Origin of the sequence: Pseudomonas synxantha BG33R, assembly GCF_000263715.2 — a bacterium.
Classification (GTDB): Bacteria; Pseudomonadota; Gammaproteobacteria; order Pseudomonadales; family Pseudomonadaceae; genus Aquipseudomonas; species Aquipseudomonas synxantha_A.
This window is the reverse complement of the sequence record NZ_CM001514.1, coordinates 5,855,329-5,868,453: the sequence shown is the minus strand read 5'-3', so window position 1 is coordinate 5,868,453 and position 13,125 is coordinate 5,855,329. Positions and strand designations below refer to the sequence as shown.

The following is a 13,125-nucleotide window of genomic DNA, read 5'->3' as shown; positions in this document are numbered from 1 at the left end:
TTAATTTATGATACCTAGCCTCTTCATCGTATTTCTCGATATTTCAAAGCGAAATTTTCCGCTTTAATTCGATAGGTAAAACGCTAGTCTTGGGCACAGTTCTTACGGGATTAAGTACATGCAGCTACGCAATTCGCCGGCCCGCTATGGTTGGGTCAGCATGGTTTTGCACTGGGGCGTAGCCCTGGTTGTGTTCGGTTTATTCGCCCTGGGCTTGTGGATGGTCGGCCTCGACTACTACAGCGCCTGGCGCAAAGATGCGCCGGACCTGCACAAGAGCATTGGCATCACGCTGTTCGCGATCATGCTGGTACGTATCGTCTGGCGCCTGGTCAGCCCGCCGCCGCCACCGCTGGCCAGCTATAGCCGCCTGACGCGGATCGGTGCTGCATTTGGCCATGCGTTCCTGTATCTGGGGCTGTTTGCCGTGATGATTGCCGGTTACCTGATTTCCACCGCAGACGGTGTCGGTATCCCGGTGTTTGGTCTGTTTGAAATTCCTGCCGTGGTTTCCGGTCTACCGGACCAGGCAGACACAGCCGGTTGGGTGCATCTTTACCTGGCCTGGGTGTTGGTGGTCTTCGCCGGTTTGCATGGCGTGGCTGCATTGAAACACCACTTTATCGATCGTGATGCGACCCTGACACGAATGCTGGGGCGCAAAGCCTGATGTTCAACCTCGACTCACAAGGAATAGAAAGCATGTTGAAAAAAACACTCGCTGCGCTGGCAGTCGGTTCTGCTCTGCTGTCCGCAGGTTCGGCGATGGCCGCTGACTACGTGATCGACAAGGAAGGCCAGCACGCCTTCGTCGATTTCAAGATCAGCCACCTGGGCTACAGCTACATTACCGGTACCTTCAAGGACCTGGACGGCAAGTTCAGCTTTGACGCCGCCAAGCCGGAAGACGCCAAGATTGAAGTTAACGTGCGTACTGCCAGCGTGTTCTCCAACCACGCCGAGCGCGACAAGCATGTCAACAGCAAGGACTTCCTGGAGTCGGGCAAATTCCCTGATGCCAAGTTCGTCTCCACCAGCGTCAAGCCAACTGGCAAAAATGCTGATGGCAAGCTGACTGCTGATGTGACCGGCGACCTGACCTTCCACGGTGTGACCAAGCCGATCCTGGTCAAAGCCACGTTCCTGGGCGAAGGCAAGGATCCATGGGGCGGCTACCGTGCCGGCTTTGAAGGCACCACTAACATCAGCCGCAAGGAATTCAACAAAGACGGTATGGACGTAGGTCCACAGTCTGACAACGTTCAGCTGTACATCACGTTTGAAGGTGTGAAAGCGAAGTAATTTTCGCCGCGCATAAAAAATGCCCTGCATCGAAAGATGCGGGGCATTTTTTTGGCTGACGATTCGTGTTGCCTAGCCGGGCCTCATCGCAGGCAAGCCAGCTCCCACAATAGAAATGCATTCCCTTGTGGGAGTGGGCTTGCCCGCGATGGCGTTGTAACAGTCAACGCCTATGGCTTTGGAACTCAGCGGTTGCGGGTCAGCAGCGCCGGTTTCTCACCACGAGGACGGCCTGGCAGTTGGTCCAACTGCTCAGGTGTCGGGAAGCGATCAGCTTTCGACTCCTTGTGGATAATCTTCGGCGCCGGGCCTCCACGCGGGTTTTGCACCGCTGGCTCGGACAGGCGTGGCTGGTCGTCACGGGCCGGGCGGCGGTTATTGCTGCGCGAGTCCTCGCGACGGGCCTGGCCGTCACGCGGTGCACCGTTGCGCGGGCCGCTGCGCTTGGCAGGCGGAGTACCGGTGGTGCCGCCGCTGCTGTTGCGCGGGCCGTTCTGACGGCCACCCTGTGGCTGGCCGCCACGGGGAGCACCCGCACCGGCGCCTTGTGCCGGAGCACCTGGACGACGGCCACGGCCCTGGGCCGGTTTGGCCTGGGGCACGTAGTCGACGCGGTTACCGAAGTTATCCACATCGTCGTCGAGGAACTCGTCCGGGGCACGGTCAGCGGCGGCGCGTGGCGGCTGGCTCGGCTGGCGCTGTTCGCGGGCCGGGGTGCCTTCACGTGGCTTTTGCTCACGGGCCGGGCGTTCACCTCGGCTGCTGGTGGCGGACTTTTCCTTGCCCTTGTCCTTGCCTTTGTCGCGACGACCACCGCCACCACCGCCGCCGTTCGGGCCATCGCCCTTCGGACCGCGTGGGTTGCGCGGGTTACGCACATCTGGACGCTCGCGGGCTTCAGGTTTCTCGGCCTCCACGGCGCTGGCATCGAAGCCCATCAGGTCGCCGTCGGCGATTTTCTGCTTGGTCATGCGTTCGATGCTTTTCAGCAGTTTTTCTTCGTCCGGTGCGACCAGGGAAATGGCCTCACCCGAACGACCGGCACGGCCAGTACGGCCGATACGGTGCACATAGTCTTCATCGACGTTCGGCAGTTCGAAGTTGACCACGTGTGGCAACTGGTCGATATCCAGGCCGCGGGCGGCGATATCGGTGGCGACCAGGATGCGCACAGTGCCGGCCTTGAAGTCGGCCAGGGCTTTGGTGCGCGCGTTCTGGCTCTTGTTACCGTGGATGGCGACAGCGGTGAGACCGTGCTTGTCCAGGTACTCGGCCAGGCGGTTGGCGCCGTGCTTGGTGCGGGTGAAGACCAGCACCTGTTCCCACGCGCCGTGGGTGATCAGGTGCGCCAGCAGCGAGCGCTTGTGGCTGGCGGCGAGGCGGAATACGCGTTGCTCGATACGCTCGACCGTGGTGTTCGGTGGCGTGACTTCGATGCGCTCCGGGTTGTGCAGCAGCTTGCCGGCCAGGGCCGTGATGTCCTGGGAGAACGTTGCCGAAAACAGCAGGTTCTGACGTTTGGCCGGCAGGCGTGCGAGGACCTTTTTCACGTCATGGACAAAGCCCATGTCGAGCATACGGTCGGCTTCGTCCAGCACGAGGATTTCCACGTGGGACAAGTCGACGCTGCCCTGGCCGCACAGGTCGAGCAAACGACCCGGGCAAGCGACCAGTACGTCAACGCCACGGGACATGGCCTGAACCTGTGGGTTCATGCCGACACCGCCGAAGATGCAGGCGCTGACGAACTTCAGGTCGCGGGCGTACAGCTTGAAGCTGTCATGGACCTGGGCTGCGAGTTCGCGGGTAGGGGTCAGGACCAGTACACGCGGTTGGCGCGGGCCGTGACGCTGGGATTTGTCCGGGTGACCGTTGGGGAACAACCGCTCCAGAATCGGGAGGGCGAAACCACCGGTTTTACCGGTACCTGTCTGAGCCGCGACCATCAGGTCGCGACCTTGCAACACGGCGGGAATGGCCCGCTGTTGCACCGGAGTAGGCTCGGTATAGCCCGCTGCCTCGATGGCGCGGACTAAAGCCTCGGAGAGACCGAGGGAAGCAAAGGACATGAGTAATCCTGTTTTAGTTAGGGCTTGGCCCAAAGGGATAATCTTGCCGGGCGTGAATGGCGCTTAGGGGAGCGCAATCCCGTCCGGTCCTGCTGTGTCTGGCGGGCACTCCACCGGCTCGCGCGGGCTGCAAAGCTGCGCAGTAGCTGGGTTGGGTGCCTTTTTCAAGACCCGAGCGGCCGGGCGTAAGCCTGGCGGAAAGGCCGGAGTATAACAGAGCAATCACGGCGCGCTGCTTTCCTGCTGCTCAACGGCGTGTTCGGAGGCTGATATCGGTGCGGTTTGCGCCTGCATCCCACCATATTTGGCGCTCAAGGCGGCATAGGCCGGCTCTTGCTTGAAACGCTTGAGCTCGGCGGCAAAGCGCTGTACCAACAGGTCCATGCCGGCTCCACGGCGCACCGCGAGAAATTGTTGTTGGCGGCTGACCACCACTGCCGCCTGGCTGACTTTGCCCTCAAGGCCCAGCGTCTTGATGATGTGCTGCCCCACTCGCCGGTCAGTCACGACCATATCGATGCGCCCGAGCATCAGCTTGCCGAAATTGGCTTCATGGCTGGGGGCAGGCTCGCGCTCGAATGCGCTGGACCCACTGAATGTCTCGCCATAGAGGTAGCCGGGCGAGATGCCGACAGTCAGGCCACGCAGCTCATCAAGGGTTGTGGCGGGGTGAGGGCGATCATTGGCGTAGAACAGGACGAATTCGACTTCCGACAAGGGTTCACTGGGGTAGAGCAACTGGGCGTCGCGTTCATGGCTGTGGAAAATATCCAGCGCGCCATCGGCGTGACCCTGCTCGAGCATCGCCAGGCAGCGCTTCCAGGGCAGGAATTGCCATTGCACTTCCACGCCCAGACGTTGGAACACGGCCACTGTGGTTTCGTAATCCAGGCCGGCCCTGGTGCCGTTATCGTCGTAGACATAGGGCGCCCAGGGCTCGGTGACAATGCGCAGTTTCTCGCCATGAGCGACCAGGCTCAGGCAAGAAAAAAGCACAGCGGTCAGTAGCTTGAAAATGGCGGGCATACCTTGAGGTTACGACGCTCCCGACAGAAAGAGAAGCTCTACCACGCGCATTGGCGGGCGGTGTTATTTCGCCGGAGCGTCCAGCAAGTGTTCGTGGATCGCGGCGCGGCGCTCGCCCAGTATCAGCCGCACCACGGGGTTGGCGAACCAGTGTTCCAGTTGGTGGGCATCCAGTGGACGCTTCTGGCGTTCTTCCTGGTTTTGTCGTGCCTTGTCCCACCAAACCGGACCGCAGGCCTGATCGAATTCGTTTTCGTGTTCGTAGCAGCCATAGAGGATTTCACGAATGAACTGCTGCTGGTGCTTGGGCAGCAGCAAGGTAATCAGCTTGTACATCATGCGCTGCACGCGCGGCGGGCGCGGCAGGTGCGAGGAGACCTGGCGGGTATCGGCCAGGGCCTGTGCACTGGTTGGGGCACTGGCGTGTTTGGCGATCCACGCCTTGACCTTGGCCCGGAACAGCTGTTTGCGGCTCCAGTAATGGTGGATCAGGTCCGGGCATTCGCGCACGTTGACGGTGCGGTAGGCGGCGATGGACATGCAGAACTCTTCCAGGGTGTAGGCGCCCTGGGCGTGGGGGAACAGTTCATCCATCAATTCGATGGAGCGGTCGAGGATGTGTGCATCCTGTTGGGTCAGGCCCATGACCCCGGAATTGAGGGTCATCATGTCATCGTCGGCCACGCCCATCTCCAGCAGGCGCTGATGCAGGGCGGTGTAGAGGATACTTTCGTGGTTGTCGCCGTACTTGGTGTAGAAGGCGTTGCACAGCAGGGTGCCGGGCTGCACGCGCTCGAACAGGGCGATGGGCGAATGGTGGAAGAACGTGTCGGTGTCGATCAGCAGCGCCACCTCGGACTCTTCCAGTACCTGGCGCAGTACCACGTGTTTGGTGCGGAAATGATAACCGTGGGGCTCGCTCCAGCGTTTGCGAGTGGCCTCGTCCAGTGGGCGCACGCGTACCGGCAGCAGGTGATAAGGCTCGGGATTGTCGGTGAACACCTGGATGTCCAAGTTCGCGTCCGGGGTGTCCTGCAGGAACGCCAGTGCGCTGGCGATGCTGAATACCGCTTCCTGGTGGTAGGTCTGGGCACCGAAGACCAGATAGACCAGTTGCGGGCGGGAAGTCGGGGACACTGTATTCATGGACTGCGGGGTTCCGTGGGTCACGTAAAACGACAAAGGCCCTCGTCTGAGGGCCTTGGTACAACCGAACAGACCTCAGCGTGGCAGCTTGAGGTTGTTCCAGACAGCAAGACTGGGTTCAGATTGGTTCAGGGTATAGAAATGCAACCCTGGCGCACCACCCTGCAACAATTGCTCACACATCTCGGTGATGACCTGTTCGCCGAAGGCCTGGATGCTTTTGACGTCGTCGCCATAGGCTTCCAGTTGCTTGCGCACCCAGCGGGGGATTTCGGCACCGCAGGCGTCGGAGAAACGTGCCAGCTTGCTGTAGTTGGTGATCGGCATGATGCCCGGCACGATCGGGATATTCACACCCATCGCTTGTACACGCTCGACGAAGTAGAAGTAACTGTCGGCGTTGAAGAAGTACTGGGTGATTGCACTGTTGGCGCCGGCATTCGCCTTGCGCACGAAGTTCTGCAAATCGTCTTCGAAATTGCGCGCCTGGGGGTGCATCTCCGGGTAAGCGGCCACTTCGATATGGAAGTGATCGCCGCTTTCTTCGCGGATGAAACTCACCAGGTCATTGGCGTAGCGCAGCTCACCGCTGGCCATGCCCATGCCGGACGGCAGGTCGCCACGCAAGGCGACGATACGCTTGATGCCGGCGGCTTTGTATTGGGTCAGCAGACCACGCAGGTCGGCCTTGCTGTCGCCCACGCACGACAAGTGCGGAGCGGCGGGAATTTTGACTTCGCTTTCCAGCTGCAACACGGTGTTGATCGTGCGGTCGCGGGTCGAACCGCCGGCGCCGTAGGTGCAGGAGAAGAAGTCGGGGTTGTAGCTGGCCAGCACCTTGGCAGTGGCCATCAGTTTTTCATGCCCAGCATCGGTCTTGGTCGGGAAAAACTCGAAGCTGTAGCGACGGTCTTGGGACATGGTAATACCCTTGGAAACTCGAAAGCCTGGAAGGCATACGCAATCGATGCGGGTGCCTGGCTTTCTGTGGGAGCTGGCTTGCCTGCGATAGCATCAGCTTGGTGTTACTGGAACACCGAGGCGTCTGCATCGCGGGCAAGCCCGGCTCCCACAGAAGAGCCGGCGCCAGCAAGGCCGATCAGTAGCGGTAAGCGTGCGGCTTGAACGGACCTTCAACCGTCACACCGATGTAGTCGGCCTGGGTCTTGGTCAGTTGAGTCACGACGCCGCCGAAGCCGCGGACCATTTCCAGGGCCACTTCTTCGTCGAGTTTCTTGGGCAGTACTTCAACGGTCAGGCGCTCGGCTTTCTGGGCTGGCGACAGGTCGGCGTACTTCTGTTCGAACAGGAAGATCTGCGCCAATACCTGGTTGGCAAACGAGCCATCCATGATGCGGCTTGGGTGACCAGTGGCGTTGCCCAGGTTCACCAGGCGGCCTTCGGCCAGCAGGATCAGGTAGTCATCGTTCTGCGGGTCGAAATTGCCGGCGCCGGTACGGTGAACCTTGTGCACCTGCGGCTTCACTTCTTCCCACGCCCAGTTCTTGCGCATGAATGCGGTGTCGATCTCGTTGTCGAAGTGGCCGATGTTGCAGACAACGGCGCGCTTCTTCAGGGCCTTGAGCATGTTCGCATCGCACACATTCACGTTACCGGTGGTGGTGACGATCAGGTCGATCTTGCCCAGCAGGGCCTTGTCGATGCTTGCTTCGGTGCCGTCGTTGATACCGTCGATGAACGGCGAAACCACTTCGAAACCATCCATGCAGGCTTGCATGGCGCAGATCGGGTCAACTTCGGAGACCTTGACGATCATGCCTTCCTGACGCAGGGACTGGGAGGAACCCTTGCCCACGTCACCGTAGCCGATCACCAGGGCTTGCTTGCCCGACAGCAGGTGGTCGGTGCCGCGCTTGATCGCATCGTTCAGGCTGTGACGGCAGCCGTACTTGTTGTCGTTCTTGCTCTTGGTCACCGAGTCGTTGACGTTGATGGCCGGGATCTTCAGCTCGCCCTTGGCCAGCATATCCAGCAGGCGGTGCACGCCCGTGGTGGTTTCTTCGGTCACGCCGTGGACGCGGTCGAGGATCTGCGGGTACTTCTTGTGCAGCAGTTCGGTCAGGTCGCCGCCATCGTCGAGGATCATGTTGGCATCCCATGGCGCGCCATCCTTGAGGATGGTTTGCTCCAGGCACCACTCGTACTCTTCTTCGGTCTCGCCCTTCCAGGCAAATACCGGGATACCGGCGGCAGCGATAGCGGCGGCGGCCTGGTCCTGAGTCGAGAAGATGTTGCACGAGGACCAACGCACTTCGGCACCCAGGGCAACCAGGGTTTCGATCAGTACGGCAGTCTGGATGGTCATGTGGATGCAGCCCAGAATCTTCGCGCCCTTGAGCGGCTGTTCAGCGGCGTACTTGCGACGCAGGCCCATCAGGGCCGGCATTTCGGATTCGGCGATAAAGGTTTCGCGACGGCCCCAGGCAGCGAGGGACATGTCGGCGACTTTGTAGTCGTTGAAATCTGCAGGCGTCATTACAGCGCTCATAGAGAGCCTCCATTCGTAGTGTGCGAATGGGCGCCGTTGTGCGTTTAGTATCAGGCCAGGGCAACCAGGCCGGACAACGCCCCATCCGAGCCTGACAGGTTGAACCTGCTGCAGCGCCCCTCGGACAGGTGGCGGGAGAACGGTATCAATCGAAGATGACCGTTTTGAAACGGAGGCGATTATAGCCGTGTATGTGGCACTTCCCAAGCCTTTCTGTCGGCGGCATGAAGATCGCGCATGGGGGCGATAGGCAATGGCTCATAGAGCTTGGGCCCTGGCTCTGCCATGATGTTGCCCATCATTTGGCAAGACGCTTTGGAGTGATCATGAACTTCCACACCCGCAAATGGGTAAAACCCGAAGACCTCAACCCCAACGGCACCCTGTTCGGCGGCAGCCTGCTGCGCTGGATCGATGAAGAAGCAGCCATCTACGCGATTGTCCAATTGGGCAACCAGCGCGTGGTGACCAAATACATCTCCGAAATCAACTTTGTCAGCGCCTCGCGCCAGGGCGACATCATTGAACTGGGTATCACCGCCACTGAGTTCGGCCGCACCTCCATCACTCTGACCTGTGAAGTGCGCAACAAGATCACCCGCAAAAGTATCCTGACGGTGGAAAAAATGGTCTTCGTCAACCTGGGCGAAGATGGTTTGCCGGCGCCCCATGGCCGTACCGAAATCAAGTATGTGAAGGACCAGTTCCAGGACGAAGGTCTTTCTGAGTAACACCTGCGCGACGTGATTTGCGTTACCGAATCATTCCGTGTGGATCCTTGCGAGGCTCTCTCATCACTCAGGCCTACACCCTGTAGAGAGAGCCTCATGTATGAAAGTCTCCAGTTCCGTTGTAGAAAATAAGCCTCTTTCGTCTCAAACCTTCAGCCAGGACGTGAAGACGCCTTTGGTCAAGGGCGTGGGCGAGCGCAACCTGAGTATTTATCGGCATAGCGATGGCCGCGTCGAGGTGGTGCTGTCCCCGCCGCCGCCTGCTCATTTGGTGCTCAGTGGCGGTGGTGCCAAGGGCATTGCCTTTCCCGGGATGGTGCAGGCGCTTGAAGACGCCGACAAACTCAAAGACGTCAAGGTGGTGTCGGGCTCGTCTGCCGGTGCGATTTCTGCAGCGTTACTCGCCAGTGGCATGGACGCGAAGGCGTTCACGCAGTTGTCGAACAGTCTCGACTTACCTAGCCTGCTCAACAGCAAGGATCCGATCCTGGCCTGGCTGCAGGATGCCAGTTCCAAACTTGGCAAGCTTGCCGGCAATCTACCTGGCCCGGGCGGCAATATTTCGCAACTGCTGCTGACCCTGCTGCCGCGCCTGCAAACCGAGGGGCAGCCCCTGGAAGAATTGATTCGCAACCAGTCACGTCAATCGATTCTTGCCCATGTCGAGCGCATGCCCATGGCGGACCGCCCGCCTGAAGTCACGCAAATCGCCGACCGGCTCAAAGCCGGAGCCGGGCCCACCTTTCGCGACCTGGAGGTGTTGAGCCGCCATATTCCGGCGATCAAGCAACTGAACATCACGGGCACAGGCATGTTCGACGGTCGTCCACAGTTGGTGGTGTTCAATGCCAGCCTGACGCCAGATATGGACATCGCCCGTGCTGCGCTTATTTCGGGGGCGTTGCCGGGCCTGTTCAAGAGCCCGTCCGAACAGGGCCATGGGTTTCAGGCGGATGCAGAGGTTACGGCGTTTCAAGACGGAGGGCTGCTCCTCAATACCCCTGCCCCCGGTGTCATTGAACGTTCGTTTGCGGAGAGCCCTTTGTGCAAGGACGAATCGCTGATCGTCAAGTTCGAATCCGAGCAGAGCTCACCACCGCGCCAGAGCGGTGACTTTTTCAGCCATTTGGCTGACACGTTCACAGGCACGCCGCATACCGCGGCTGAAACCTACCAAAATGACCGGCTCAAGGCGTTCTCGGATCAAACGGTGACATTGCCGTTGAACTCGAACAAAGGCGATTTTCGCGGCCTGCTCAACGGCACCGTCAACTTCACCATGACCCTTGAACAGAAACAGCATTTGCAGGCCCAGGCTCGCCAATCGGTGTCGAGCCACCTGCAAAAGCGTGAACTGACACGTGAGCGCCATGAGTTCGCCTCCCTGGACGATGCTGTGTTGGCGATGGATGATCAAATGCTTGCCAGCGTGCAGGGTGAATTGCGCAAGGACCCCGCCAGCGCAGACGCAGTGCGGTTTCGCGATGAGGCGAAACAGGCGTTGGAGGCGTTGAACAGTGCAATCACCGAAGCCAACCAATCCGACACGTCCCTGAAGATTACTCCGAAGATTGCTGCGGCCTTACGCAATCTGGACTCTCTCGCCAGCAGGCCCGAGCACATCGAGTGGTTGGGCAAACGTCTGAATACGCCGGGCCAGCGTAATTTCCAGCAGCTTTTACAGGTGGGCGCCAAGCAAAAATCGGGCAGTGTGCCAAGTATGTCCAAGGTATTGAGCAGTGCGGTCGCCGAGATGCAAAGTCGGGATATCGGGGTGAAAGCTGAACACTTTACGCGGGAGGTCATCTACCCATCGCTGTACCGTCCTGGCCAGCCGGCATCCAACGTTGAGCTGCTGCAGCGTGCGGTGCGTGACTTGAAAGAGGTGAAGACGCCGCAAGACTTCAATAGCGTGCTCGATGGCATCATCAAATACTATCAAGCGCGCAATAAACCCTGGAGCAAACCCTTGAGTTCCACCACCGTGGAACAGGCCAAGGCGTGGCGCATTCCGGTTTAATTGCCGGGTCATTGAACAGCCATCGTCGCGGCATGTCGTAGCTTCAGGCACCCCTCGGACTTTGGTACATCATGGCCACTCAAGCAGACGGCAAGACCCCCAACCTGTCGCAGGAAGAGCAGCAGGACGTCGACAAGAACCAGCCGCCCCGTGCGGCGGTTCTTCACGAAATCATCCGTACCCAGGGCGACCAGGAGCTGGAGCGCAGTGTCGCCGCCTTATGGTGGTCGGCACTGGCCGCCGGACTTACCATGGGCCTGTCGTTGATGGCGATGGGTTTGCTCAATTCACGCCTGCCGGACGCCGAGGGCTTCAAGGTGATAGCCAGTTTTGGCTATTGCGCGGGGTTTCTGGCGGTGATCCTCGCACGCCAGCAATTGTTCACCGAAAACACCCTGACCGCGGTGCTGCCGGTTATGAGCAAACCCACTCTGGGCAATGCTGCACGTCTGCTACGACTATGGACAGTCGTGCTGGTAGGCAATCTGTGCGGTACTTTGCTGGTGGCTTACGTGATGTTGCATTTACCTATTTTCGATACCAAGACCGACCTGGCCTTTCTTGAAATCGGACGCAAGATCATGGAGAACGACTCTGGCCAGATGTTTGCCAAGGGCATCGTTTCCGGCTGGATGATCGCCACCATGGTGTGGATGATCCCATCGATGGAAAGCGCAAAGATGTGGATCATTATCCTGATCACATACCTGATGGCCCTGGGTGACTTCACGCATATCGTCGTCGGTTCGGCGGAAGTGTCTTACCTGGTGTTTGCCGGCGAGCTGCCGTGGAAGGATTTCTGGCTGGTGTTTGCCGGACCGACCCTGGCGGGCAATATCATCGGCGGCAGTTTTATCTTCGCCCTGATCAGCCATGCGCAGATTCGCAGTGAGAGCAGCTTGCCAGGCAAAGCTGCTGCGGACCCGAGGCATCCGCAGCCGACTAGAAAAGATCAGTGATGTTCAGGCGTGGCCTGGGGTTCGCCCCGGGTCACGTGTTTGACCAGCTTGCCGATGCTCAACCCCTGCAACAGGATCGATGACAGCACCACGATGTAGGTGATGCTCAGCAACAAGTCGCGCTCCGGACCCAAGGGCAGCGCCAAGGCCAAGGCCACCGAGACACCGCCACGCAAACCACCCCAGGTCAGGATGCGGATAGTGCCGCGCGGTACCGTGCGCCAGCGCCGCAGCAGCAAGATCGCCGGGGCCACCGTCAACAGGCGCGAGAGCAGGATCGCCACGGCGAGCAAACTGGCCGCGAATACGTGCAGCCAGTTGAATGGCAACAGCAGCAACTCCATGCCGATCAACGCAAACAGCAAGGCGTTGAGCATGTCATCAAGCAGTTCCCAGAAACCATCCAGGTAGCGACGCGTCATGTCGTTCATCGCCAGCTTGCGCCCCAGGTTGCCGATGATCAGCCCCGCGACCACCATTGCAATCGGTGCGGACACGTGCAGTTCCGAAGCCATGGCCGAACCGCCGATCACCAGGGCAAGGGTCAGCATCACTTCGATCTGGTGCTGTTCGATACTCTTGATCATCAGGTACACGAGGTAGCCGATCAGCCCGCCGAATACCACGCCGCCTATGGCCTCGTGGGCAAACAGCAGGGCAGTGGCGCCCACGGTGGGCGTCTCGCCCAACTGCGCGATACCCAGCAGCACGGTAAACACCACCACGGCGGTGCCATCATTGAACAGCGACTCGCCGACAATGGTGGTCTTCAGTGGTTTCGACGCATTGGCGGTACGCAGCACGCCGAGCACCGCAATCGGGTCTGTAGGCGAAATCAGCGCGCCGAACAGCAGGCAGTAGAGGAAGCTCACGTGCCAGCCGAACAGGGCGAAGATGTAGTACGCCAGGCTGCCGATCACCACGGTGGCGATCAACACACCAAAGGTGGCCAGCAGGCCGATGGGCCAGCGGTAACTGCGCAAGTCGTTCAAGTTGACGTGCAAGGCGCCGGCGAACAACAGGAATGACAGCATCCAGTTCATCAGCAAATCGCCGAAGTCGATCTGGCCGATCAGTTGCTGGATGCGCTCCTCCAGGCCGGGATAGCCGATAAAGCTCAGGCCCTGCAGGATCAGGGAAAAAATCAGCGCAGTGACCATTACACCGATGGTCGGCGGCAGGCCAATAAAGCGGAAGTTCACATAGGTGAGCAGGGTGGTGAGGCAAATGAAGGCGGCGACAAGTTCGAGCATCCGGGGTCCTTGGAGCAGGGAAATGTAGGCGCATGGGGTGCGCCGAGGTGGCGTTTAGTATAAACAGGTGAAGTTACATCACGAATCAATTGAGGCGGTTCTGGTGGTAG

Annotated in this window: 11 protein-coding genes and 1 riboswitch; of the genes, 5 read left to right on the top strand and 6 right to left on the bottom strand. The window is 59.6% G+C overall.

The features are described 5' to 3' along the window. The first annotated feature begins 118 nt into the window (after positions 1-118). Positions 119-670, top strand: coding sequence for a cytochrome b (locus tag PSEBG33_RS01960; protein WP_005792225.1), 552 nt, complete (start codon positions 119-121; stop codon positions 668-670). Positions 671-702: 32 nt separating this feature from the next. After that, positions 703-1,302 carry a YceI family protein gene (locus PSEBG33_RS01965; protein WP_005792224.1) on the top strand — a complete coding sequence of 200 codons (600 nt, stop codon included), beginning with the start codon at positions 703-705 and terminating at the stop codon, positions 1,300-1,302. A 185-nt stretch (positions 1,303-1,487) separates the two neighbouring features. Here PSEBG33_RS01965 and PSEBG33_RS01970 read toward each other — a convergent pair whose 3' ends face one another. From PSEBG33_RS01970 to ahcY, 5 genes are all read right to left on the bottom strand, one after another. Further along, entirely contained in the window at positions 1,488-3,371 is a 1,884-nt protein-coding gene (locus tag PSEBG33_RS01970) for a DEAD/DEAH box helicase (protein WP_005792223.1), read from the bottom strand. 222 nt (positions 3,372-3,593) lie between these two features. Beyond that, on the bottom strand, positions 3,594-4,397 hold the full coding sequence (locus PSEBG33_RS01975) for a substrate-binding periplasmic protein (RefSeq protein WP_005792222.1): 804 nt from the start codon (positions 4,395-4,397) through the stop codon (positions 3,594-3,596). A 63-nt stretch (positions 4,398-4,460) separates the two neighbouring features. Then, positions 4,461-5,543 (bottom strand): hypothetical protein, encoded by a 1,083-nt coding sequence (locus PSEBG33_RS01980; RefSeq protein WP_005792221.1) that lies wholly within the window; start codon positions 5,541-5,543, stop codon positions 4,461-4,463. A gap of 75 nt (positions 5,544-5,618) precedes the next feature. Further along, positions 5,619-6,464 (bottom strand): methylenetetrahydrofolate reductase [NAD(P)H], encoded by an 846-nt coding sequence (metF, locus tag PSEBG33_RS01985; RefSeq protein ID WP_005792219.1) that lies wholly within the window; start codon positions 6,462-6,464, stop codon positions 5,619-5,621. A gap of 178 nt (positions 6,465-6,642) precedes the next feature. Next, complete coding sequence (gene ahcY / locus PSEBG33_RS01990; RefSeq protein WP_005792218.1) at positions 6,643-8,052, bottom strand: adenosylhomocysteinase; 1,410 nt, start codon at positions 8,050-8,052, stop codon at positions 6,643-6,645. Between the two features lie 21 nt (positions 8,053-8,073). Continuing rightward, a riboswitch (S-adenosyl-L-homocysteine riboswitch) is annotated at positions 8,074-8,180 on the bottom strand. Between the two features lie 198 nt (positions 8,181-8,378). On the opposite strand from ahcY, the gene PSEBG33_RS01995 reads away from it, so the two are divergent. From PSEBG33_RS01995 to PSEBG33_RS02005, 3 genes are all read left to right on the top strand, one after another. Next, a complete protein-coding gene (locus PSEBG33_RS01995) occupies positions 8,379-8,783 on the top strand; it encodes an acyl-CoA thioesterase (protein ID WP_005792217.1) in 405 nt (134 codons plus the stop codon). Positions 8,784-8,883: 100 nt separating this feature from the next. Further along, positions 8,884-10,803 (top strand): patatin-like phospholipase family protein, encoded by a 1,920-nt coding sequence (locus tag PSEBG33_RS02000; protein WP_005792216.1) that lies wholly within the window; start codon positions 8,884-8,886, stop codon positions 10,801-10,803. Between the two features lie 71 nt (positions 10,804-10,874). Further along, positions 10,875-11,762 (top strand): formate/nitrite transporter family protein, encoded by an 888-nt coding sequence (locus tag PSEBG33_RS02005; RefSeq protein WP_005792214.1) that lies wholly within the window; start codon positions 10,875-10,877, stop codon positions 11,760-11,762. Here the strand turns inward: PSEBG33_RS02005 and PSEBG33_RS02010 are convergent. Further along, a complete protein-coding gene (locus PSEBG33_RS02010) occupies positions 11,756-13,015 on the bottom strand; it encodes a cation:proton antiporter (RefSeq protein ID WP_005792213.1) in 1,260 nt (419 codons plus the stop codon). The genes PSEBG33_RS02005 and PSEBG33_RS02010 overlap by 7 nt on opposite strands. Positions 13,016-13,125: the final 110 nt, after the last annotated feature.